At 60.3% G+C, this 22,790-nt stretch carries 23 protein-coding genes; 12 read left to right on the top strand and 11 right to left on the bottom strand.

What is annotated here, in order from left to right:
* Positions 1-11 precede the first annotated feature (11 nt).
* Together ACQKIK_RS00130 and ACQKIK_RS00135 are read right to left on the bottom strand one after the other, a co-directional pair.
* Complete coding sequence (locus tag ACQKIK_RS00130; RefSeq protein WP_046164183.1) at positions 12-635, bottom strand: L-threonylcarbamoyladenylate synthase; 624 nt, start codon at positions 633-635, stop codon at positions 12-14.
* 13 nt (positions 636-648) lie between these two features.
* On the bottom strand, positions 649-1,515 hold the full coding sequence (locus ACQKIK_RS00135; RefSeq protein WP_499134267.1) for a PHP domain-containing protein: 867 nt from the start codon (positions 1,513-1,515) through the stop codon (positions 649-651).
* A 180-nt stretch (positions 1,516-1,695) separates the two neighbouring features.
* Between ACQKIK_RS00135 and ACQKIK_RS00140 the strand changes: the two genes are divergently transcribed.
* The 6 genes from ACQKIK_RS00140 (at position 1,696) to ACQKIK_RS00165 (ending at position 5,723) form a co-directional block, all read left to right on the top strand.
* The gene (locus ACQKIK_RS00140) at positions 1,696-2,277 is read left to right on the top strand and encodes a septation protein A (protein WP_499135140.1); all 582 of its coding nucleotides are present in this window, start codon (positions 1,696-1,698) and stop codon (positions 2,275-2,277) included.
* A gap of 9 nt (positions 2,278-2,286) precedes the next feature.
* Positions 2,287-2,586: a YciI family protein gene (locus ACQKIK_RS00145; RefSeq protein WP_045428009.1), complete on the top strand. Its 300-nt coding sequence runs from the start codon at positions 2,287-2,289 to the stop codon at positions 2,584-2,586.
* 76 nt (positions 2,587-2,662) lie between these two features.
* Positions 2,663-3,052, top strand: coding sequence for a hypothetical protein (locus tag ACQKIK_RS00150; RefSeq protein ID WP_045428011.1), 390 nt, complete (start codon positions 2,663-2,665; stop codon positions 3,050-3,052).
* 17 nt (positions 3,053-3,069) lie between these two features.
* Positions 3,070-3,747, top strand: a complete 678-nt coding sequence (locus tag ACQKIK_RS00155) for a response regulator transcription factor (RefSeq protein WP_499134270.1) — start codon at positions 3,070-3,072, stop codon at positions 3,745-3,747.
* 143 nt (positions 3,748-3,890) lie between these two features.
* Positions 3,891-4,295: a Spy/CpxP family protein refolding chaperone gene (locus tag ACQKIK_RS00160; RefSeq protein ID WP_499135143.1), complete on the top strand. Its 405-nt coding sequence runs from the start codon at positions 3,891-3,893 to the stop codon at positions 4,293-4,295.
* Positions 4,296-4,373: 78 nt separating this feature from the next.
* Positions 4,374-5,723: a sensor histidine kinase gene (locus tag ACQKIK_RS00165; RefSeq protein ID WP_499134271.1), complete on the top strand. Its 1,350-nt coding sequence runs from the start codon at positions 4,374-4,376 to the stop codon at positions 5,721-5,723.
* Position 5,724: 1 nt separating this feature from the next.
* Here the strand turns inward: ACQKIK_RS00165 and ACQKIK_RS00170 are convergent, their stop codons facing one another.
* Positions 5,725-6,291, bottom strand: a complete 567-nt coding sequence (locus tag ACQKIK_RS00170) for a nitroreductase family protein (RefSeq protein WP_499134272.1) — start codon at positions 6,289-6,291, stop codon at positions 5,725-5,727.
* Between the two features lie 93 nt (positions 6,292-6,384).
* The gene (locus ACQKIK_RS00175) at positions 6,385-6,756 is read right to left on the bottom strand and encodes a YkgJ family cysteine cluster protein (protein ID WP_045428022.1); all 372 of its coding nucleotides are present in this window, start codon (positions 6,754-6,756) and stop codon (positions 6,385-6,387) included.
* A gap of 189 nt (positions 6,757-6,945) precedes the next feature.
* Here ACQKIK_RS00175 and ACQKIK_RS00180 point away from each other — a divergent pair, with 189 nt between their 5' ends.
* Positions 6,946-8,397, top strand: coding sequence for a TrkH family potassium uptake protein (locus tag ACQKIK_RS00180; protein ID WP_127839039.1), 1,452 nt, complete (start codon positions 6,946-6,948; stop codon positions 8,395-8,397).
* A 5-nt stretch (positions 8,398-8,402) separates the two neighbouring features.
* Here ACQKIK_RS00180 and ACQKIK_RS00185 read toward each other — a convergent pair whose 3' ends face one another.
* From ACQKIK_RS00185 to ACQKIK_RS00195, 3 genes are all read right to left on the bottom strand, one after another.
* Positions 8,403-8,843 (bottom strand): nucleoside deaminase, encoded by a 441-nt coding sequence (locus tag ACQKIK_RS00185; RefSeq protein WP_127839038.1) that lies wholly within the window; start codon positions 8,841-8,843, stop codon positions 8,403-8,405.
* A gap of 41 nt (positions 8,844-8,884) precedes the next feature.
* Positions 8,885-9,814: a DUF808 domain-containing protein gene (locus ACQKIK_RS00190; RefSeq protein WP_127839037.1), complete on the bottom strand. Its 930-nt coding sequence runs from the start codon at positions 9,812-9,814 to the stop codon at positions 8,885-8,887.
* Between the two features lie 108 nt (positions 9,815-9,922).
* Positions 9,923-10,924 carry an AraC family transcriptional regulator gene (locus tag ACQKIK_RS00195; protein ID WP_127839036.1) on the bottom strand — a complete coding sequence of 334 codons (1,002 nt, stop codon included), beginning with the start codon at positions 10,922-10,924 and terminating at the stop codon, positions 9,923-9,925.
* A 172-nt stretch (positions 10,925-11,096) separates the two neighbouring features.
* Here ACQKIK_RS00195 and ACQKIK_RS00200 point away from each other — a divergent pair, with 172 nt between their 5' ends.
* The 4 genes from ACQKIK_RS00200 to ACQKIK_RS00215 all read left to right on the top strand — a co-directional run bounded on the left by ACQKIK_RS00200 (position 11,097) and on the right by ACQKIK_RS00215 (position 14,880).
* Positions 11,097-11,414, top strand: a complete 318-nt coding sequence (locus ACQKIK_RS00200; RefSeq protein WP_127839035.1) for an Mpo1-like protein — start codon at positions 11,097-11,099, stop codon at positions 11,412-11,414.
* 173 nt (positions 11,415-11,587) lie between these two features.
* Positions 11,588-12,976 carry an adenylate/guanylate cyclase domain-containing protein gene (locus tag ACQKIK_RS00205; RefSeq protein WP_127839034.1) on the top strand — a complete coding sequence of 463 codons (1,389 nt, stop codon included), beginning with the start codon at positions 11,588-11,590 and terminating at the stop codon, positions 12,974-12,976.
* A gap of 61 nt (positions 12,977-13,037) precedes the next feature.
* A complete protein-coding gene (locus ACQKIK_RS00210; RefSeq protein WP_499134275.1) occupies positions 13,038-13,823 on the top strand; it encodes a helix-turn-helix domain-containing protein in 786 nt (261 codons plus the stop codon).
* A gap of 148 nt (positions 13,824-13,971) precedes the next feature.
* Positions 13,972-14,880 (top strand): DMT family transporter, encoded by a 909-nt coding sequence (locus ACQKIK_RS00215; RefSeq protein WP_499134276.1) that lies wholly within the window; start codon positions 13,972-13,974, stop codon positions 14,878-14,880.
* A gap of 218 nt (positions 14,881-15,098) precedes the next feature.
* Here ACQKIK_RS00215 and ACQKIK_RS00220 read toward each other — a convergent pair whose 3' ends face one another.
* The gene (locus ACQKIK_RS00220; protein WP_127839026.1) at positions 15,099-15,383 is read right to left on the bottom strand and encodes an Rdx family protein; all 285 of its coding nucleotides are present in this window, start codon (positions 15,381-15,383) and stop codon (positions 15,099-15,101) included.
* Between the two features lie 73 nt (positions 15,384-15,456).
* Here ACQKIK_RS00220 and ACQKIK_RS00225 point away from each other — a divergent pair, with 73 nt between their 5' ends.
* Positions 15,457-17,637, top strand: a complete 2,181-nt coding sequence (locus ACQKIK_RS00225; protein WP_499134278.1) for a patatin-like phospholipase family protein — start codon at positions 15,457-15,459, stop codon at positions 17,635-17,637.
* Between the two features lie 29 nt (positions 17,638-17,666).
* Here ACQKIK_RS00225 and ACQKIK_RS00230 read toward each other — a convergent pair whose 3' ends face one another.
* The 3 genes from ACQKIK_RS00230 to recQ form a co-directional block, all read right to left on the bottom strand.
* The gene (locus ACQKIK_RS00230) at positions 17,667-19,640 is read right to left on the bottom strand and encodes a FimV/HubP-related protein (protein ID WP_499134279.1); all 1,974 of its coding nucleotides are present in this window, start codon (positions 19,638-19,640) and stop codon (positions 17,667-17,669) included.
* Between the two features lie 310 nt (positions 19,641-19,950).
* Complete coding sequence (locus ACQKIK_RS00235) at positions 19,951-20,388, bottom strand: MarR family transcriptional regulator (RefSeq protein ID WP_045428075.1); 438 nt, start codon at positions 20,386-20,388, stop codon at positions 19,951-19,953.
* A gap of 166 nt (positions 20,389-20,554) precedes the next feature.
* Positions 20,555-22,678: a DNA helicase RecQ gene (gene recQ, locus ACQKIK_RS00240; protein WP_045428077.1), complete on the bottom strand. Its 2,124-nt coding sequence runs from the start codon at positions 22,676-22,678 to the stop codon at positions 20,555-20,557.
* Between the last annotated feature and the right edge of the window lie 112 nt (positions 22,679-22,790).

Here is a 22,790-nt window from a genome sequence, read left to right on the forward strand (position 1 = left end):
AGACGAACGGTTCAGCCGGCGAACGGTGCGGGATCGCCGCAGCCGACCCGCACAACTTCCGGGTCGCCATCCACCAGACTGATCACAGTCGACGCTTCGACGCCACCGTAACCGCCGTCAATGATCAGGTCTACCTGATGCTCCAGCGCATCCCGCATTTCGTAAGGATCGCTCATCGGCTCGGTCTCGCCGGGCAGTATCAGGCTGACGCTCATCAATGGCTCACCCAGCTCGGCAAGCAATGCCTGTGCAATCGGCTGGGCAGGCACGCGCAGGCCGATGGTACGGCGCTTCGGGTGCAACAGCATTCGCGGCACTTCCCGAGTAGCACTGAGAATGATGGTGTATGGTCCTGGCAGATGCGTCTTGAGCAGACGGAAAGCAGCGGTATCGACCTTTGCGAACAATCCGAGCTGGGACAGGTCGCGACAGACCAGCGTGAAATTATGCTTGTCGTCCAACTGACGCAGGCGACGAATGCGCTCGATGCCGGTCTTGTTTCCCATCGAGCAGCCCACAGCGTAAGAAGAGTCGGTGGGGTAAACCACCACGCCGCCGCTGCGAATGATCTCCACGGCCTGCTTGATCAGCCTGACCTGTGGATTTTCCGGGTGTATTTGAAAAAACTGGCTCATGAAAACTCCATGTTCAGCGGGCCATAGCCTCGCCGGGCTCATGATCGAAAGACTTCCATAGCGGCCTGAGGTCGTCAGGCAGGGCTCGATACATGCCCAACTCAGACCAGTCGCCCGGCGCGTGAAAGTCACTGCCGATACTGGCCATCAGGCCGAACTCGCGCGCCAGAATCGACAACCCTCCGACCTGCTCCAACGGCTGCATGCCGTTCACCACTTCCAGCGCATGGCCGCCAGCCTGAGCGAACTCACTGACCAGCCGGCGCCGTTTGCTGCGCGTGAAATCGTACTGCCAGGGATGCGCCAAACTGATCCAGGCGCCAGCGTCCCGCAGCGTACTGACGGTTTGCTCAAGCGTCGGCCAATGCTGCTTCACATCACCCAACTTGCCCGAGCCGAGCCACTTGCGGAATGCCTCGGCACGGTCGCGAACATGACCGGCTCGCACCAGATAGTCTGCAAAATGCGGGCGCGCAGGAGCATTCTCACTATCACCCAGCTCTTGCTGGATTGCCCGCGCGCCTTCCAGCGCACCCGGCATGCCCTTGGCCTCCAGGCGCTGCGCGATCGTCTCGGCACGCTGCCAGCGACCGGCGTGCAAATCGGCAATGGCTTGCTGCAATGCAACCGCATCACGGCGAAACGCATAGCCAAGCACATGGATAGTGGCGCCGCTCCAGACACAGGACAGTTCGATGCCGTTGACCAGCCGGACGCCAAGCGAATCAGCCGTAGCGCGAGCATCATCGAGACCCTCGAGGGTATCGTGATCGGTCAGAGCAAGCAGCTCGATTCCACGCGCATGGGCGCGCTGCACCAGTACATCAGGCGCGAGCACACCGTCAGAGGCGGTGCTGTGGCAATGCAGATCAACAATCATTCGGGACAGATTCTCCAGGGGGCTTGGCAGCTCGCAGCGTGTGACCGCCAGCGCCAGCGCTCGTGCCGTCGTCCAGTTTGCCAAAGCTTGCGCAATGTCGTGGAAACGGCAGGCGGACAGCGTTCCGCCAAAAGCGCGGTTTGTTATTATGCCGGGCACATCTGCCCTCTGGCGCGCCTCGTGAAACAAATCATCGACTTCGTTCCGCTACTGCTGTTCTTCATCACGTACAAAATCGAGCCTACTACGGTCGAGATCGCCGGCTTCAGCCTTGGTGTGGGTGGCATTTTCAGCGCAACAGCCGTTTTGATCGCCAGCTCTGTCGTGATCTACGGAGCCTTATTCGTCCATCAGCGCCGGCTTGAAAAAAACCAGTGGCTGACGTTGGCGGCTTGCCTGCTATTCGGCGGTTTGACGCTGGCGCTGCATAGCGAAACGATCCTGAAGTGGAAAGCGCCCGTTCTTAACTGGCTATTTGCCCTGGCGTTCTTTGCCAGCCACTTTTATGGCGACAGGCCGCTTATTCAGCGAATGATGGGCCACGCGGTCCGGTTGCCGGCGGCACAGTGGTCGCAGCTCAATGTCGCCTGGATTCTGTTCTTTCTCGTCTGCGGCTTCGCCAATCTTTTCGTTGCATTCGTCTATCCCGCGATCTGGGTAGACTTCAAGGTCTTTGGCAGCCTTGGTCTGACGCTACTGTTCATGGCTGGCCAGGCACTTTATCTGGTGCGCCACATGCAACCCGAACCTGAAGAATCATAGGAGTTCACCATGCTCTACGCCATCATCGCTACCGATGTACCCGACTCATTGCAGGACCGCCTGGCTGCGCGCCCCGCTCACCTGGCGCGTCTCGACCAGCTCAAAAGCGAAGGCCGGCTCGTGCTGGCTGGCCCGCACCCGGCGGTGGACAGCAACGATCCGGGAGCAGCCGGCTTTACCGGCAGCCTGGTTGTCGCCGAGTTCGATTCGCTGATCGCGGCTGAACAATGGGCTGCGGCCGATCCATACAAAGCGGCGGGCGTTTATGGTGATGTCGTCGTCAAACCTTTCAAACAGGTCTACCCCTGAGTCGATCTGCTGACTCCAGGTCGTCGTTTCGTCATGGCCACTTAGAGACAAAACCGTTGAGGAAAAAGGAGTTCCGATGCGCCAAGGTCCGCTGTCCCTGCTGCTTGTTCTAGGTCTTGCAACACCCTTGCTGCAGGCTCAAGAAGCCCCCATCGATCCGCCCGCCGAACGGCAGGTCGAGCTGGAGCACCGTCTGAGTGAAAATCTACAGCAACGAGAGGCGCTCAAGGAAAACCTCGACGCAGCCGCCAGTGCGGCGGGCCAGGCCCAGCTGTTGAGACTGCGCCAGGAAAACCAGCGCCTGCGTTTGCAGCTTGAACAGGAGCAAGCGCAGACGCAGCTGCAGCCACCGCTGCTTAACGACCAGCAACAGTGGTTCGCGGTCGGGGGCGGGGTTGGCGTGCTGGGCTTTCTGCTTGGCGTACTGACCACGCGGGGACGTCGTCGCCGGCAATGGCTGAACTGAATCGACACGAGCGAACCATGAGCGAACTGCTGCTGATAGACGACGACCAAGAGCTCTGCGAGCTACTGGTTAGCTGGCTGGCCCAGGAAGGTTTTGTTGCCCGCGCGTGCCATGACGGCAAGAGCGCCCGCGCTGCACTTGCAGAACACCAACCTGCTGCCGTCGTGCTCGATGTGATGCTGCCCGACGGCAGCGGTCTGGACCTGCTAAAGCAACTGCGCAGCGAGCATCCTGACCTGCCGGTGTTGATGCTTTCCGGCCGCGGCGAGCCGCTAGACCGCATACTCGGCTTGGAGCTGGGTGCAGACGACTACCTTGCCAAACCTTGCGATCCGCGCGAACTGACCGCTCGCTTGAAGGCCGTTCTACGCCGCAGCCAGCCGGCCAGCACACCGACACAGCTGGCGCTGGGGGACCTCTGGTACAGCCCCGCACGCGGCGTGGCGAGCATCGGCGATCATGAAGTCACCCTTACCCTCTCTGAAGGACGCATCCTCGAAGCACTCCTCAGTCAGCCAGGCGAACCACTGGAAAAGCAGACCCTGGCGCAGCTGGCGCTCGGTCGAAAACTCACCCTCTACGACCGCAGCCTGGACATGCACGTCAGCAACCTGCGCCGCAAGCTTGGCCCCCATCCAGACGGCCGTCAGCGCATCGTTGCCTTGCGCAGCCGCGGATACCTTTACGCCTCCTGATAGCCTTTACCCAGCCTTTACCCAGCCCTGACCGCCGTTGACCTTGCGCGCCCTAGACTGAAGTCATCCGGTCGAAGCCTGTTGAGGCGCCCTAGACAGGCGCTTTACTGGCAACCGGTTTCCATATCAAGGAGAAACTCATGATGCGCAAGACTCTCATCGCCGTACTGTTCGCCTCCACCCTGCCCACCATTGCGATGGCCATGCCAGACGGGGGCCAGCGCCATCATGGCGGCCAGCACTCGCCCTTCGAGCAGCTCGATCTGACCAAGGAGCAACGGACCGAGATGCGCCAACTGATGCGTGAACAGATGAAGAATCATCGCGAGATCACCCAACAGTACCTGAGCAAACTGCCCGAAGCCCAACGCAAAGCGATGCAGGAAGAGCTGAAAGCCAACCAGGAAAGAACTCAGAAGCAGGTGCGTGACTTGCTCAAGCCGGAACAGCAGAAAAAGTTCGACGAGCTGCATGAAAAGATGGCGGCCAAGCGTGCCGACCGTGCTGAGTTCGCGCAGTGGAAAGCCGAGCGCGATAAGACCAACTGATCCACTCAAACAGCAAACCTGCCCGGTTCGCCCCTTAGGGATTACACGCGCCGGGCTTTTCCCTGGAGTATCTGACCGGTGCGATCACTGTTCTGGCGCATTCTTGCGACATTCTGGCTAGCCATTGCGCTGGTGGCAGGCTTGGCCATGCTCCTGGGGCATGCGCTCAACCAGGACGCCTGGATTCTCAACCGTCACCCGGGCGTCAATGGCCTGGCCGAAGTATGGACCAAAGTCTACGAGCGCCAGGGGCCGATCACTGCACAGTTTCTGCTCGAGCGGCATCGCAACCGCTACGGTGTCGATGTCCAAGTGCTGGCCGAGAACGGCCAGCCCATCATCCGCGGTACCTTCCCGGCTCGCGCCGCCGCGTTCGAAGCGCGACAGGAACACCGCGACGGTCGTCTACCCTGGCGGCGGCTGACCACCGATTACACCAGCCCCGAGACCGGCAATACTTACCTCTTCATCTATCGCATCCCGAATCAGGAGCTACAAGCCTGGCACCGAGGCAGCCTGTTCTGGCCACTGAGTGCGCTGGCCATCGCTTTAATCGTCCTGACTGGATTCAGCCTGTTACTGACCCTTTCCATTACCCGTCCGCTCGATCGACTTCGCGGCGCTGTTCACGACCTTGGCCAAACCACCTACCAGCAGAATTCTCTGGCGCGCCTAGCAACGCGACGCGACGAACTGGGCGTGCTCGCCAAGGATTTCAACCGCATGGGCGCCCGGCTGCAAAGCCTGATCGGCAGCCAGCGACAACTGCTGCGTGACGTTTCTCACGAGCTGCGTTCGCCGCTCGCCCGCCTGAGAATCGCACTCGCACTGGCGGAGCGGGCCACGCCGGCCGAACGTGAGGTCATCTGGCCTCGGCTGGCCAAGGAATGTGATCGTCTGGAAGCCCTCATCAGCGAGATTCTGGAGCTCGCAAGACTGGACGCCGACCCAGGGGCGCCGAACCCCATCAACTTGCGTTCGATATTCGAGCAGCTTGAGGAGAACGCCCGCATCGTCTCGCCGAATCAGCGAATCGACAGCCAAGTCGAAACCGAAGCCCAGCTGCAAGGCTGGCCGGACATGCTCGAGCGTGCCCTGGACAATCTGTTACGCAACGCTCTGCGGTTCAACCCCGAAGGCGCGCCGATAGAACTACGAGCCAGCAGCGACACACAGCACCTGCTGCTGAGCATCCGCGACCAAGGGTCAGGGGTCGACGAGGCCCATCTCGCGCAACTGAGCGAACCCTTCTTCCGCGCACCGGGACAAACCACCGCTGGACACGGGTTAGGGCTGGCGATTGCCCGCCGAGCCGCGGAACGGCATAACGGCGAGCTTCTGGTGGGCAATCACCCGGACGGCGGTTTCATCGCCACATTGAAGCTGCCACTTAACCCAGCTGACGAGGCCCGGCTACAAGCGGAGTGACCTAGTTCGACCCGGTCCATTCACTGACGAATTGCTTGGGCTCCAATGCCGGCGGGGTCCGCGGGGTTCCTTCAGGGGTGCCGATATAGATGAATCCCAAGATCTGCTCGTCGCCGGTCAGCCCCAAGGCTTTTGCCAGGTACGGATCGTAGGAAAACTCACCGGTACGCCATACGGCGCCGAGACCCTGTGCATGCGCAGCCAGCAACAAGGCGTGCGCCGCACAAGACACCGCGAGCACCTGCTCCGAACCCGGCACCTTCGGGTGCGGCTGCACGCGGGCAATGACGACCACCAGGAGCGGCGCGCGCAACGGCATCTTGCGGGCTTTCAGCACGGCATCATCGCTCGCCTCAGGCGAGCGCACACGCAACGACTCAGCCATCAACTTCCCCAACCGCTCCCGGGCTTCGCCTTGAATGGTCAGGAACCGCCAAGGGCGCAGCTGACCATGATCGGGCGCACGCAAGGCCGCACGAAACATCAGGTCCAGCTGGGCCGACGTCGGCGCTGGATCAGTAAGTCGCGTGACAGACACGCGGTTGAGCATCAGGTCGAGAGCTTCCATCCGACTACCTCCAAAACGAATCGGACATTCTAGAGGCCCGAGCCGTTCGTTTGGCAGTGGAAGCGTGGCGATCGCCATGTTGGCTAGTTCGTCTTAAGCCACTCGATCAGGCGAAAGCTGCGGCTCCAGCGGCGGCATCAGCGGTGGCAATCCATGGGCGGCCCGAGCCGTGTCGCAATGCGCATTGTGCTGACCATCTACCCAAGAGGCCTCGAATTCGCGGCAGGTACTCGAACGTTGCTCATACATGGTGCAGCGAACGCCACATCCCACGTCGCCCATCAAGCCGACACAACGCGCCGGCTTGGCTTCCGTCCCGAGCATGGCGACGTGAAACGGACTGACCTGCACGGTTGCGCTGTCGGGAACTGCACCACCGGATGAGGCGCATTCGCCCCAAAAGAAAGACACACGAAAATACGCGCAGCAGGCGCCGCACGTGAGGCAGGGATTGTCGATGGACATGGGAGCTGAACACTCAGAAACCGGCAAAGGGCCGGCACCGGGCGGCTATTCTATTCATCGCAGCGAACTTGGGAAGAGGCCTACAGGGCGCTTGGTAAAAGATTTTCCTACACGCCGATAGCCGGTTTACTGCCGCAGCGACAGGCGTAGAATGGCGACCTCATTTTTCGAGCCGAGCAGCAAACACACATGGCCTTGCCGACCCTGCGCATCATCGGTTTCATTCTCGGCATTTTTCTGATCACACTCGCTGTCAGCATGGTCATTCCAATGATCACGCTGTTCGCATTTGATCGCACTGACGATTTGCAAGCGTTCCTCTGGGCCAGCCTGATCACCTTCAGCAGCGGTATCGCCTTGATCGCGCCCGGCAGGCCTGAGCTTACCCAACTACGTCCTCGTGACATGTATTTCCTGACCACCGCAAGCTGGTTGATCGTTTGCTGCTTCGCCGCATTGCCGATGATGCTGATTCACCACATCAGCTATACCAATGCTTTTTTCGAGACCATGTCGGGCATTACCACGACAGGCTCGACGGTACTCTCCGGCCTGGATTCGGCATCGCCCGGCTTGCTGATGTGGCGTTCGATGCTGCAGTGGCTCGGGGGCATCGGCTTCATCGGCATGGCCGTGGCGATTCTGCCGTTGCTGCGCATCGGTGGCATGCGGCTGTTCCAGACTGAATCATCGGATTGGTCGCAAAAAGCCATGCCGCGTTCGCACGTCATGGCCAAGTCGATCCTGATCGTTTATCTCGCGCTCACCCTACTCTGCGGGCTGGCCTATTGGCTGAGCGGAATGACGCCTTTTGAGGCGATCAACCATGCCATGACCACCATTTCCACCGGCGGCTACTCGACATCCGACAGTTCGATGGCCAAGTTCACCCCCGCGGCGCACTGGGTCGCCGTGGTGTTCATGTTGCTCGGTGGTTTGCCCTTCATTCTGATGGTTTCGACGGTTCGCGGTAACCGCTACGCCCTGCTCCATGATCAGCAGGTGAAGGGCTTCGTTGGCATGCTGCTGATCATCTGCATCTCGTTTGCGATCTGGCTGACCTTCAACTCCGACTATGTCTTTCTCGACGCCCTGCGCATTGTTTCGCTGAACGTCGTATCGGTGGTGACCACGACCGGCTTTGCGCTAGGTGATTACACGCAGTGGGGCGAGTTCGCCGTGCTGGCTTTTTTCTACCTGACCTTCATCGGTGGCTGCTCCGGCTCGACCTCGGGTGGTTTGAAGATCTTCCGCTTTCAGGTCGCCTATGCCCTGCTTCGCGCCAACCTGGCGCAGCTGGTGCATCCGCGCGCCGTCATCAAACAGCGCTACAACAAGCACACCCTCGACGAAGAAATCGTGCGGTCGATCCTGACCTTCTCGTTCTTCTTCACCATTACCATCGGCGCGTTGGCGATGGCGCTGGCATTACTCGGGCTCGATATGCTCACCGCGCTCACCGCTGCAGCGACCGCAGTGTGTAACGTGGGCCCAGGACTCGGTCCAATCATCGGTCCGGCGGGCAACTTCTCCACTCTGCCAGACTCGGCAAAGTGGCTCCTGTCGTTCGGCATGCTGCTCGGCCGGCTGGAAATCATCACGGTGCTGGTAATGCTGACCCCTTCGTTCTGGCGTCATTGACCGGATTACGTCTCGCCGATGTCCTCGTTCCACAGGTCAGGGCTATCGGCGATAAAGCGACGCATCATCTCGACACAGCGTGCCTCCTGCAGCACTTCGACCTCAACACCGCGACCACGTAACAGCAGCTCCTCGCCCATAAAGGTCTGATTCTCACCGATCACGACCTTGGGTATGCCATACAGCAGGATCGCCCCGCTGCACATGGGACACGGCGACAGTGTGGTATAGAGGATCGACTCGGCGTAGACGCTGGCCGGTTGCCGACCAGCGTTTTCGAAGGCGTCCATCTCCCCGTGCAGCACCGCGCTGCCCTGCTGAACCCGCCGATTGTGGCCGCGGCCAATGATTCGCCCCCGATGGACGATTACCGAACCGATTGGAATGCCGCCCTCGGCGAGTCCCTTCTCCGCTTCATCTATCGCTGCCTGCATGAATTCGTCCATTTACATTGCCCCTTCTGTCTTGGTAGATGGTGTTATCGCCATCAAGCGGTTTCGGATCGACGCTTGAACAGGCGTTTGCTCAGCTCGACCACTGCAAACACCAGACCGCCGGCCAATATCCCGAAGGCGGCATCCAGCAGCGTCGGCAACAGCCCGGCCAGAACCGAGCCAATGTATGGCAGCGTCACAGTGTGCTCCGCGCTGTTCTCGATGAAGTGGTGGATAGCCTTGAAACCGTGGGTCAGGATGCCGCCGCCGACCATGAACATGGCGGCCGTGCCAATCACCGACAAGGACTTCATCAACCAGGGCGCGACCGAAAGAATGGCGCGGCCCAGCGACTGCGCTGCAGAACTGCTGCGTTTGCTCAGCGCCAGGCCCGCGTCGTCGAGTTTGACGATGCCGGCAACCAAACCGTAGACGCCAATGGTCATGATGATCGCGATGCCCGCGAGCACGGCGATCTGCTCGACGAAGCTCGCGGCGGCGACCGTACCCAGCGTAATGGCGATGATCTCGGCAGACAGAATGAAATCGGTACGCACCGCCCCACTGATCTTGTCGCGCTCGAATGCCACCATGTCGACAGTCTCGTCCGCCAACGCCTCGATTTGCTGGGCATGGTGGTCCTCATCGCGATGCAGGAACCGGTGCGCCAGCTTCTCGAAACCTTCGAAACAGAGAAACGCGCCGCCAAGCATCAACAACGGTGTGATAGCCCACGGGATGAATGCGCTAATCAGCAACGCAGCCGGCACCAGAATCAGCTTGTTGCGCATGGACCCTTTGGCCACGGCCCAAACCACCGGCAGTTCGCGGTCCGCGTTGACGCCGGTGACCTGCTGAGCATTGAGTGCAAGGTCATCTCCCAGCACGCCGGCGGTTTTCTTCGCCGCGACCTTAGTCATCAGGGATACGTCATCCAGGACCGAAGCGATATCGTCGATCAAGGCAAGAAGGCTACTGGCCAATGCGGGTCATCCTATTGGTTTTTATCAAAAAGCGGCGCGAGGGCGCCGCGGTCATATATACGCAAGCTAAGGCTATAGCGGCAGAGCACAAGTTCCGGCAGGGCCACGTCAACGCTGCGCCCGGTATTCGCCGGGAGTCATTGCAAACCAGCGTTTGAAGGCGCGAAAGAAATTACTCGGATCGGCAAAGCCCAGCAGATAGGCCACTTCCAGCAAGGCGAGATCCGCTCGCGCCAAGTACTGCTCGGCAAGCGTTCGCCGCGTGTCGTCTAGCAATTGTTGGAAGCTGGTGCCCTCCTCGTCCAGGCGCCGCTGCAAGGAACGTTCAGACAGGTGCAGCGACTGCGCCACCGTTTCGCGCCGCGGTTCTCCCTGCGGCAACAGGCGGCAGATCACCTGCCGTGCCTGATGGGTCACGCGGCTGTCCGAGAAGCGCGCCAGGTAATCGCCGGCAAACCGGTCATGCAATTGGGCCAGTTCGGTGTTGGCAGTAGGTAGCGCAATATCTACATCGACATGGCGTATCAGCATGCCGTGGTACTCGGCATTGAAGCGTAACGGCGCTTGGAACGCGGCCTGGTACGGTTCGATATCCGCCGGTGGCGGGCCTCGGAAGTAGACCTCGATCGGAGCCAGCGGTTTACCGGTCAGCCACCGACAGAATGCAAGCGTACTGGCCAACGAGCCATCTGCGCTCTGGCGGGCCGGAGGCAGTTGATCGCCATGGATCGCCAAGGTTAACAAGGCGCCGCGATTGGTTGACCCAAACTGCAAATCCGCGCCTTCGGCAATGATGCGCTGGTACCGCACCAAGCGCTGGAAGCTGTCCCTGAGCGTACTGCTGGACATCAGTGCATAACCGACCACATGCATCGCGCCGGGGCGCATCACTTTCGCCAGATTCAAGCCGATCGCCGGATTGCCGGTAATCTCCACCGCACGCTGCCAGAGCCGGGTCATGCCATCCTGGGCAAAACGCGCGTCGGGGTCGTTCAGCGCGGAATAGTCGAGCCCCAGCTTGACGAACAGGTCCTGGCAGTCGAGGCCGTCGAGCTCGAGCGCCTGGACAATACTCAAGGCCCAGCTCGAGGACGTGGTGCGTTCTGTCATCAATCGATTCACTCATGCTCAGACTGTACGTGGCACGCCGTCACCACAGCGATCTGCGCAGTTTCAACCGCTGATCGATGGTACACAAGGGTACTAAACTGGCACCTGGAGTCAGTGGCCTGCCATACCTAAGGTTCTAGACTCCAACGACCACAATGACAGGAGGTGCGGCATGAGCACGCAAACCGCCGAACGCTTTACCCGCTTTGCAGATTTCTATCCGTTTTACCTGGCCGAACACAGCAACCCCACCTGCAGACGCTTGCATTACATTGGCAGCTTGCTGGTACTGGCGATCCTGGCCTATGCGGTGATCAGTCAACAGTGGCTATGGCTGCTGGCGATGCCTTTGGCTGGATACGGGTTTGCCTGGGTCGGACACTTCATCTTCGAGAAGAACCGTCCAGCGACGTTTCAGTACCCGCTGTACAGCTTTCTTGGTGATTGGGTGATGCTGAAGGACATGCTCACCGGCAAGATTCGATTCTGATCCAACTAGGTCATCCGGGCCGCGCCGCAACGGCTGCCGGTCACGGAATGGACCGGCGGTTTGGCGCAGTGGTGGCGACTTGGTTATGATCGCCGAGCCAGCGCCGACCGATGCGCTGTCGCCTCCAACGGCGCATTCCAGAGCGCCGGTTTCTTTCAGGGATAGCAACCATAATGTCTACCGTGACCGGTGAACGACGTAACGGGCTCGCGACTCGTCCACTGCGTGAATATTACGCGCGGGTCTTCGCCTATCTGATCTGCGCCGCCACGCTCGCCGCCGGTGTCTATAGCCAGCAGTTCGCACTCGACCTTTTGTGGTTGGTGCCCTATACGCTCTTGTATCCGCACTTTGCCTATCACCTGAGCTACCGCTTCAAGCGCGAACACCCGGAGAAAACCTCCCAGACCCTGTTGTGCCTCGATGCCTTGAACGCGGGCGCCGGTATCGTGCTGCTCGGATGCAGCCTTGTGCCGAGCCTCATGTTTCTACTGACGCTGAGTTTCAGCGCGCTGGTGGTCGGTAGTCTGCGTCATCTATTGATGACGCTATTGATGGTGTGCATCGGCGTCGGACTGACCAGCTTGCTGGTGCCTTTGCGCTTCGAGGGGGTCAGCTCGGTTCTGGTATCGGCAGTCAGCATCCTGTTCACCACCCTTTACGTGTGCGTAACGGCTTATTACGTGCACCAACAGGGAATCCGACTGGCGCAGGCACGCAGCGAAGTCGAAGCCCAGCAGGCGAAAGCTGCGCGGTTAGCACGCAATCTCGCCAAGTACCTGTCTCCGCAGGTGTGGGAATCGATTTTTTCCGGCAAGCGCAGCGTGCGACTGGAAACCCAACGCAAGAAGCTCACGGTGTTCTTTTCCGACATCAAGGGATTCACCGAACTTTCCGAAGAGCTGGAAGCTGAAGCCCTCACCGACCTGCTTAATACCTACCTCAACGAGATGTCGAAGATCACTCTCAAGTACGGCGGCACAATCGATAAGTTCGTCGGTGATTGCGTCATGGTGTTCTTTGGCGACCCTGCCAGCCAGGGTGCGAAAAAGGATGCAGTGGCCGCCGTTTCGATGGCTATCGCCATGCGCAAGCACATGAAAGTCCTTCGCCAACAGTGGCGCGGCCAAGGCATTACCAAACCGATGGAGATCCGCATGGGCATCAACACCGGTTACTGCACAGTCGGCAACTTTGGCGCCGACACTCGAATGGACTACACCATCATCGGTCGCGAAGTGAATCTGGCGAGCCGCTTGGAAAGCTCCGCCGAGGCAGGGGAAATCCTCATTTCCCACGAGACCTATTCGCTGGTCAAAGACGTCATCATGTGCCGCGACAAAGGCCAGATCACCGTCAAAGGCTTCACCCGTCCGGTGCAGATCTACCAAGTGGTGGACTTCCGTCGCGACCTCGGTGCTACCAACAGCTTCGTCGAGCACGAACTGCCCGGTTTCTCGATGTATCTCGACACCAACGGCGTGCAGAACTTCGACAAAGAGCGCGTCATCCAGGCGCTCAATCAGGCTGCCGACAAGTTGCGCGACAAGGTCATCATGTAGCACCGCCTGGCCCGGCTCGGGTCAAAGGGTCATCACCCATCGCTATCTGCCGGCGTTCCGCATGCAGTCGAGGTCTACCTTGCCGCCCATCCTTTCCCTGCGTCATTACAGCCACGACCAGATCATCCACAGCCATGAGCACACGCAGCTGGTGTTCGGCTTGCGCGGGCAGCTGGATTTCGAGATTGACGGCCAGGGCAGTCGCATCCAGCAGCAGCTTTTGGCCGTCGTGCCCAGCGATGCGCGCCATGCCTGCGGCAGCGCCGAGGGTAGCCTCTGTCTGGTGGTCGACATCCCCAACTCGAACTGGCTGCGGCAACGTCTGGGCCACCACGCAGATTCCGCTCAGCGCTTGCTCGAACGGCCCGCGGCGCTGCGCCTGAGCCCGACACAAAGCCAGCTGGTCGGCTGGCTCGCGGCCAGTCCAATCAACGATCCGATTATCAGCGAGCAAGGCGTAGCATTGTTGCTGGCGAGCCTCGCCTCCGGTTGCGAGCCAGCCGATCAGCACTATCCGCTCCCGCTGACGGCGCTGCATGCGTATGTCGACCGACACCTGTCACATCCACTTGAAGTCAGGGACCTCGCGAGAGTTGCGGGCCTTTCCGTGCAGCGCTTCCACGCACGCTTTGTCAGCGAAACGGGCTTTACGCCTCAAGAATTTGTCCGGTTGCGGCGCCTGCATCAGGGTCGAGAATTGCTGATCAGTACCCATCTAGCGGTCGGCGAGATCGCTGCGCGGGTCGGTTATGCCTCGCAAAGTGCTTTTACCGCAGCGCTCAACCGCCACTACGGCCTTACTCCACGGGCTGTCCGGCGCGAGGCGCACGACAAATCGCGAGAGTAACGCGACAGACCCACCGCATCCCGCGCCGTACCATGAGCACTCACTGTTGCAGATGCGCAAACGCACGCACGCCACCAGTAGGGCTCATGGACCGTTTCGACTCCCCTTCATCAGGTTTCCAAATATCTGCTCCGATGGACGCCAGGCCATGACCCATCGCAACGCTTTGCTGGCGATCCACTTCGGCGCGCTGATGTTCGGGCTCTCCGGTGTCTTCGGAAAGCTGGCCGATAGTACGCCTCTGATCATTACCCTTGGCCGGGCAGGCTTTGCTGTCGTGGCGCTTTTACTGGCCGCACGATTCCTGCGTAGCGGTGGCGCGGCCCCAAGCCCACGCCAGCGGGCCGGACTGCTCCTCGGTGGGCTGTTGCTCGGTGGCCACTGGCTCACCTTCTTCATCGCCGTGAAGATCGGCGGTGTCGGTATCGCCACACTGGGTTTTGCCAGCTTTCCGGCCTTTACCGTATTGCTGGAAGGGGTCCTGTTCCGCGAGCGCACCCGACCGATTGAGTTCGGCATGGTGGCCCTGGTTTGTGTCGGACTGCTACTGGTTACGCCACAATTCGACCTGGCTAGCGAAAGCACGCTGGGGCTGATTTACGGCATCCTCTCGGGGCTGATGTTTGCCCTGCTTTCATTGCTCAATCGCGCGGTTACCCGCGGCGTGGACCCGGTTCAGGCTGCGCTCTGGCAGAACTGCATCATTCTGCTGTGTCTCATGCCTTTTTCATGGTCGTCACTGCCGGCCGTTCCGGCCATGGACTGGCTGTGGCTGGCCTTGCTCGGCGTGCTCTGCACCGGCCTCGCACACAGCCTGTTCGTGGCGAGCCTGAAAGTGTTGAAGGCTCGGACGACATCGGTGATCTTCTCGCTGGAGCCGGTGTATGGCATCGCTATCGCCTGGTGGCTGTTCAACGAACAACCTTCGCTGGGGATGCTCGCCGGCGGGGCTCTGATCATCCTCGCCTCGGTCATCACCAGCCGGCTGAAAACACCGGCCGTCACCAATGCGGCTACGCCACTGGCAAAAGCAGCCGAAGTGCAAGAACGGCGCTAGAAGGATGTGGCCGCCTGTCCCGGCAGTCACTGTTGCTCGACGACGACCTGGTGCAACCGCGCTGCGGCTACCGAGGAGAACGTCGCTAGCTCTACAAAGGTCGGAATGGTCGCCGCTAGTGCCTGAATGCCCATTCAAGCAGCGGCGCAGCGGTTCACTGTTGGTAAAATTGCAGACCGAGCAGCTGTCGGTCTGATCGGTTCGCCGCTGGAGTAGGCTCAGGCCCGATCGTTATGCCCCATATTTCGCTCCGGGTCGATCTGGTCCCGCACCCGCTGTTTCAAGATCTTGGCTTCAGGAAAGCCGCCGTCCAGCTTGCGCTCCCATATCTGCACACCGTCGCAGGTGATATGAAAGGTCCCGCCCGTTGCGGGCACGAGCGACACCTTGCCAAGGTCATCCGTAAAGGTTGAAAGCAGCTCCTGAGCCAGCCATGTCGCGCGCAGCATCCACTGGCACTGGGTGCAATAGGTGATCACAATTTCGGGCTTGGTATCGGCCATGTCGAGGCGCTCGGGTAGCTGACGGGACCCTATAATAACCGCCATTTCACGTCAGTCCGTCCGGTGTGCCTTCATGTCTCGTCTCCTCTTTCTGCTGATCCTGCTCGTCCCCCTGGCAGGCTTTGCCGAAACCCAGCCGCGCACTGGCCTGGTCCTTTCCGGCGGCGCCGCGAGGGGCCTGGCGCATATCGGCGTGCTTAAGGCGCTGGAAGAACAAGGCGTGCAGATCGATGCAATTGCTGGCACCAGTATGGGTGCTGTGATCGGCGGCCTGTATGCCGCTGGCTACAGTGTCGATGAACTGGAAAAACTGGCACTCGGACTGGACTGGCAGCAAGTGCTTTCCGATGATCCTCCGCGCGAGGACATCCCCTTCCGGCGCAAGCAGGACGACCGGGACTTTCTGGTCAAACGCAAGCTGAGCTTTCGCGACGATGGTAGCCTCGGCCTTCCTCTCGGTGTGATCCAGGGGCAGAACCTGGCGCTGCTGCTCGAACGGCTATTGGTTCATGCCAGTGACATCCGTGACTTCGACCGTTTGCCAATCCCGTTCCGCGCTGTGGCGACCGATATCGCCAATGACAAGAAGGTCATTTTCCGTAGCGGCCACCTACCCCAGGCCATCCGCGCCAGCATGTCGATCCCGGCCGTCTTTGCCCCGGTCGAACTAGATGGCCGGCTACTGGTCGATGGAGGGATGGTCGACAACGTTCCGATGGATGTCGCTCGCGACATGGGTGTAGACCGTCTGATCGTAGTGGACATCGGCACGCCACTGCTGCCGCGCGAACAGCTGCTGACCGTCGTCGATGTGCTCAACCAGTCGATCACCATGATGACCCGGCGCAACTCCGAAGCGCAGCTGGCCACCCTGAGACCGGAAGACCTGCTGGTGCAGCCGATGCTGGCGGCGTTTGGGTCGACCGATTTCGGACGAGCCGAACAGCTGATCGATGCGGGCTATCGTGCTGCCGATGCGCTGGGTGGTCGGCTGGCTACCATGCGCAGCGAAAGCGGCGGCAACCTTTCGCTGAGCCTCGCCCGTTCGGCCGAACCGCGCACCCCACTGATTACCGCCGTTCGCATCGAGAACGATTCCAAGGTCGGCGATGCAGTGATACGCCGACACATCCGCCAGCAGATCGGCGAGCGGCTGGATGTGCAGGACCTGCAAAAGGATATGGGTACGCTGTACGGACTCGATTACTTCGAACAGGTCGAGTACCGAATCGTCCACGGTAAATCCGGCAATACGCTGGTCGTCACAGCCCGAGAAAAGCGCTCCGGCACCGATTACTTGCGTTTTGGAATCAACCTTTCTGATGATTTTCGCGGCGACAGCGCATTCAACATCGGCGCAAGCTTCCGCAAAAACGGCATCAATGAATTGGGTGCCGAGTGGCTGACGCGTCTGCAACTGGGCGATCGTCAAGAATTCTTCAGTGAGTTCTACCAGCCGTTAGACGCTGGCTCCCGCTGGTTCGTCGCCCCGAACCTCATTGCGCAAGCGCAGAACGTCGAGGCTATCCTGAATAACGACCCTATCGCCGAATACCGCCTGCAGCGCTATGGCTATGGGCTAAGCCTGGGTCGACAGATTGCCAATAACGGCGAAATCCGCTTTGGTGTGGGGCAAGCCTGGGGTGAAGCTGATGTTCGCGTCGGTGACCAACAACTGCCAGACTTCTCATTCGAGGAAGGTTACTACCAGCTGCGGTATTCGTTCGACACGGTGGACGACGTCGACTTCCCTCGTGAGGGCGAGGACATCGGACTTACCCTTCGCCAGTACGATCCTAGTCTGGGCTCCGATAGGCGCTATCGTCAGTGGGAGTTTCGCCTGGACAAGGCCGTCAGCTTCGGCCTGGATACGTTGGTATTTGGCGGACGCTACGGACGAACACTGGATGATGCCGAGATCGTCACCTCAAGCTTTCTGCTCGGCGGCGCGCGGCAATTGTCGGGGTTCCGGCAAGACGCCCTGTCCGGCCAGAACATCAGCCTGGCACGCATGATCTATTACCGCCGAATGACACCCCGCTCGTTTCTGCCCCTGGATTTCCCGCTCTATCTAGGTGCGTCGCTGGAGCGTGGGCGCGCCTGGAACAACGACAACGCGTTCGATAGCGGCTATATCAACGCTGGCAGCATCTTTATCGGCTACGAGACACCGCTAGGGCCGCTGAATTTCAGCTACGGTCTGAACGACGAAGCTGAGCGCGCCCTGTACCTGAATCTGGGGCGAAGTTTCTGACCGCTGCGCCCCCCTCTAACCCTGCTCCGTTAGGCGATCAGTGCAAGCAACTCGTTGACCTGCTGCCGCTGCGCTGCATCTCCCTCAGTCGCGAGGGTTTCGAGAATGATGCAAGCATTCTCCATGTCGCCCTGCTTGATATACGCAACGGCCTGGTTGAGACGGACCAGGTGTTCGGGATTCGGCTCGAGCTGGCGAAGTTCTTCCGCTGTCGGTTTCGATTCGACCGGCTCCGCATTGCCGAGCAACGATGTTAGCTCGCCAAGCGTCAATGCCTCATCGAACCCATCGATCAATGGCTGAGCGGCATACGCCTGTCCGGCTTCCACCGCCGAAGTTTGCGGGACGGGTTCAGATGCAGAGTCCAGAAAGTCTGCCGCCACTGACTCGTCCAGAACAAAGGTGATATCCGGATCCAGGAACGGCTCAGCTACTGCTGGTTTGGCGACAGAAACCGCCGAAGCCAGAGCGGGATGCAACGCGAGCAGCTGATCGAGCTGTGCACGCTCGCCCCCCGCCTGCAGATAGGCGTCGGCAGCCACGCAATAACTGGCAACGTTGCCGACCTCAGCAAGAAGCCCGAGATGGCGAAGGCGAATATCGAGTTGTGTCGGCGCCCGTTCAATTCCGCGCGACAGCACGTCAATCGCTTCATCGCGGCGGCCATAGGTGATGTATATATTTGCCGCGTCGAGCACGTCAGTCTCGCTGACAGAGGCATGCGCGGGCTGGCGAGGCATTTCCGGCGCAGCTGCGACGGCCACCGGCGGCACACGCGTCGGCTGGGGAGCGGCAACGGCAACGGGCACCGCATCTGGATATTTGGGTTCGGATTTTTTGCGGCGACTGAGCCACAGGCCACCCAACAACATGGAAATCAACACTCCGCCGCCGGGCAACGTCCAGTCCTGCCATCGAAACGACGGAATAGCCTCGGCTGGGGTCGCCTCAGCTGGCGGCAGCACGATCGACTGACCCTCCGGCATTACCGCCGGTGCCGGTTGCTCCACAGTTGGCGAAGCAAGCGCCTGCGGCCGCCCCTGTTCGACCAATTGTGCAGTAACAGCTTCGAGCTGAAGCCGCATGTCGATCAGCATTTGCTTGAGCTGCTGATTCTCTTCACGGCTGGCGGCCAGCTCTTCGAACAGCTGACGACGCAACATGGCTACCTGATCGTCAACGAGTGTCGGATCGGCAGGCGCCGGTGCAGTTGGCTTGGCATCAGCTGTCAGCTGGCTCTGCGCGGTGGTCTCGGCGATCGGCGCTGGCGAAGCGGGCTCTACGAACTCTGCAGTGGTTTGTATGGCTGCATCTGGCAACAGCAGATCTGCCCCCGCTTTGAGACGTGCCGCATCACCATCGGCAAAGGCATCGGGATTCAAGGCCTGAATGTCGCGCATGAACTGCGCCTGTGACGCCTGGGTGCCATCTGCGTAGGCGCCGGCGATAGCCCACAGGCTCTCACCGCTAGCCACCCGGTGACGCTTACGCTGAGACGCTTGCGGCAGCTCGGCAGGCGGCACGAAACGCGCTGGTTCGACACGCGCCGGCCGAGCCTCGGCTTGCAGATCATTCACGACGAAACTGCTCGAACCCTCGGGCGAACTTGGCATCGGATCAAGCAGAACCGTGTATTCACGGAGCATCCGGCTCTTCGCCCGGGTGATCTCGACCAGGAAGTTGAGATAAGGCTCGCGGACGGGCTTATTGGTCGCAACGCGGATCCGGCTCCGGTTACCGTCGATAACCGGCGTGAAGCGCAGATCCTGCAAAAACGCCAGGCGCTCGACGCCCACACGCGCAAAGTCTGCGTTAGAAGCCAACACCACGCGGATGTCATCGACGCCCAGATCGCCTACGTCCAATAGGTCGATTTCGGCACTCAGCGGTTGATTCAGGGCAGAGTTGAGCGTGATGTCGCCCATACCTAGGGCGGAAACCATACCCGAATAGATCAGCGAGCCAGAGGCCACCGTTAACAAGACTCGACGACCGAGTGCCATGAAACCTCCGCAGGTGGCGTTCGGCGTGCTTCTTCGCCGGTCCACGGTTCGATTACTGAACTGTGACGCGGTTATCGACTGATGCGGAAAAAATTAGAGGCAGTTCGTCGGCGCTCGCGCGAAGGCATTGTGCCATCATTTGCAAAACATAGCCTAGCGTCAAAAGACAAACGGCAGCTGAAGGCAGTGCCTGAAATCAGGCGGCTTATGCACGCGCTTTAGAATGTTGCGTAGACGCCCGGCGCGCCAACCTAGCCATAGCCAGATCGCGCGCAGGCCTGTGCGTAGGAACGTATATGGCAGGGCTGCCTTAACGCTTGGCTTTTACAAGGTTCGCCAAGATGCGTTCATGTACTTGCTGGCACTTGCGCAGATCTTCTTCGTCGATCCCGTCGAAGAGTTCGTGGCGAACCTGAGTGGAAATCGCCTCGATTCTTTGGATGAGCGGGCGCGCTGGGGCACCTAGCGTAATGAGTTTGGCGCGGCGATCACCGGGAGCCGGCTGGCGATGGACTAAACCTTGTGCTTCGAGACTGTCCAGTAGCCTCGCCAACGTTGGCCCCTCGACTGCAACACTTTGTGCAAGCTCCCGTTGTGTAGGGTCGTGGTCGAATCGGGCCAGATGCAATAGAACCAACCATCGCGCCTGAGAAAGGTCGAGGTCTGCTAGACGACGGTCCAGCTCGGCGCGCCAGCCACGCGAAAGTTGAGCCAACTGCATGGCGAAGCGATGTTGGTCGGGATACATGGAGCGGTCTTTCCGGAAAAACTAATTATTAGCGAGCTAACCACAGCTCCGAGAGGCTGGCAAGGCTACCATCGGCCCGGTACGTAACCCTGTATTGCGGCGCACCGCGCTAGCCCGTATAGCGAACAAGCGCGGCGGCAATACGCCGCACCCCTGAGGGTGACCGCTAGAGCTCGAATTCGGCTTGCAACGATGCTCGTACGCAGAACAAGACAGGCTCGGGGACTCGTCCGGCGAACTGTTCAGCAACGGCCGCAACCGGAGGTAATTCCCCTTCGCCATCAAGGAAGGCTTCCTGGATTTCCCCGAGCAACTCCTCTGGCAGGTCTAGCGCCTGCTCAAGGCTCAACTGCTGCTGGCCTATGGCTTCGGCAAGCATGGCGTAGACGTTCTTTTCGCTGCAGTCGAGTTGCCGTGCGATCTGCGCCGGCGTCATGCCCGCGCGGGCCAGAGTGATCAGTTCGTGGCGAACATCGGCTGGCGATTTGGCCGCTGGTGCCGTGCCTTGCAGCACTTCAAGAAACGCTTGGCCGTAACGGTCGAGCTTGCGTGCGCCAACGCCGCTGATGCGCGCCATATCGCTGAGTGTGCCGGGCTGGCTGCGAAGCATCTCCAGAAGCGTCGCGTCCGGGAAAATGACGTAAGGCGGCACACCATGCTCCTCAGCCAGTTTACGGCGTAGGGTGCGCAGTGCTTCCCAGGTCTCACGCTCTTCGCTGCGCACCAGCTGACTCGCTGCGCTCGCGGCGGACTTCGGCGCCTTGGTGGACAGCTCTCGACGCAGCTCCAGGGTGACCTCGCCCCGGAGCAAAGTACGGCAGCTGTCGCTGAGGCGAAGGCCACCGAAACCTTCCAGATCGACGTCGGCTAGCCCGCGGGCGACCAGCTGGCGAAACAGTGATCGCCACTCCCCTTCGGACAACGCCTTGCCTACGCCGAATACCGACAGGTGCTGATGACCGAGGCTGCGGATCTTTTCGTTGTCTCGCCCAAGGAGGATATCGACCAGGTGACCAACACCGTAGCGCTGGCCGCTGCGGTAGATCGCCGACAGGGCTTGTCGTGCCGGCTCGGTGGCGTTCCATGTCTGCACGCCGTCGACACAATTGTCGCAATGCCCGCAGGGGTCCGGCATATCCTCGTCGAAGTACGCCAGCAGCACCTGACGACGGCAACGAGTTTCCTCACAAAGCGAGAGCATCGCGTCGAGTTTGTGCTGCTCGATGCGCTTGTGTCGCTCGTCGCCTTCGGAATTGTTAAGCATCTGCTTGAGGAAGATCACGTCTTGCAGCCCGTATGCCATCCAGGCGTCGGCGGGCAAACCATCGCGACCCGCGCGGCCGGTTTCCTGGTAATAGGCTTCCAGCGATTTCGGCAAATCCAGATGGGCAACGAAACGCACGTTGGGCTTGTCGATGCCCATGCCGAACGCGATGGTCGCAACCATGATCAGGCCTTCCTCATTGAGAAAGCGCCTCTGGTGAAACGCCCTAAGATCATTCGGCAGACCTGCATGATAGGGCAACGCCGGAAAGCCCTGCTCGGTAAGAAAGGCAGCAATGTCATCAACCTTCTTGCGCGACATGCAATAGATGATTCCGGCATCACCGCGGCGCTCAGCAAGGAACGCCATGAGCTGCTTGCGAGGCTGTTCCTTCGGCACGATGCGATAGAAGATGTTTGGCCGATCGAAACTTGAAAGGAATCGCTCGGCATTCCCCAGATGCAAGCGCTGGACGATTTCTTCCCGCGTGCGCTTGTCAGCGGTGGCAGTCAGCGCAATTCGTGGGACGCTGGGGAAAAATTCAGCCAGCTGGCCGAGCTGCAGGTACTCAGGACGAAAATCATGCCCCCACTGTGATACGCAGTGCGCCTCATCGATGGCGAACAAACCAATCTGCAAGCGCTGCAAGAACGCCAGCATGCGCGGCTGAACCAGCCGCTCGGGCGCGAGATAAAGCATCTTGATTTCGTTACGACGTAAACGGTCGGCAATGTCGCGCTGCTGTTCGGGCGTCAAAGTCGAGTTCAGCGCAGCCGCCGCAACGCCCAGTTCCTCGAGCGTAGCCACCTGATCGTCCATCAACGCGATAAGCGGCGACACCACTACGGCCAAACCGTCGCGAAGCAACGCCGGCACCTGATAACAAAGCGATTTACCGCCGCCGGTCGGCATCAGCACCAGCGCATCGTCGCCGTCGGCCACGCGCTGGATGATCGCACCCTGGTTGCCACGAAACGCGTCGTAGCCGAATACATCTTTGAGAATGCGCTGTGCCTGATCGAGCATGCCGGTCTCCGAAACAAGACGCGCGAGTATACGCGACACAGCCGTCCGGTTCAGGCAGAACACTGCTCCTGCGATAGTTGGGTGACCCACGGCGGCACGGCGGAACTCCGGG

Source organism: Pseudomonas sp. NPDC047961, from assembly GCF_050272435.1.
GTDB lineage: Bacteria > Pseudomonadota > Gammaproteobacteria > Pseudomonadales > Pseudomonadaceae > Stutzerimonas.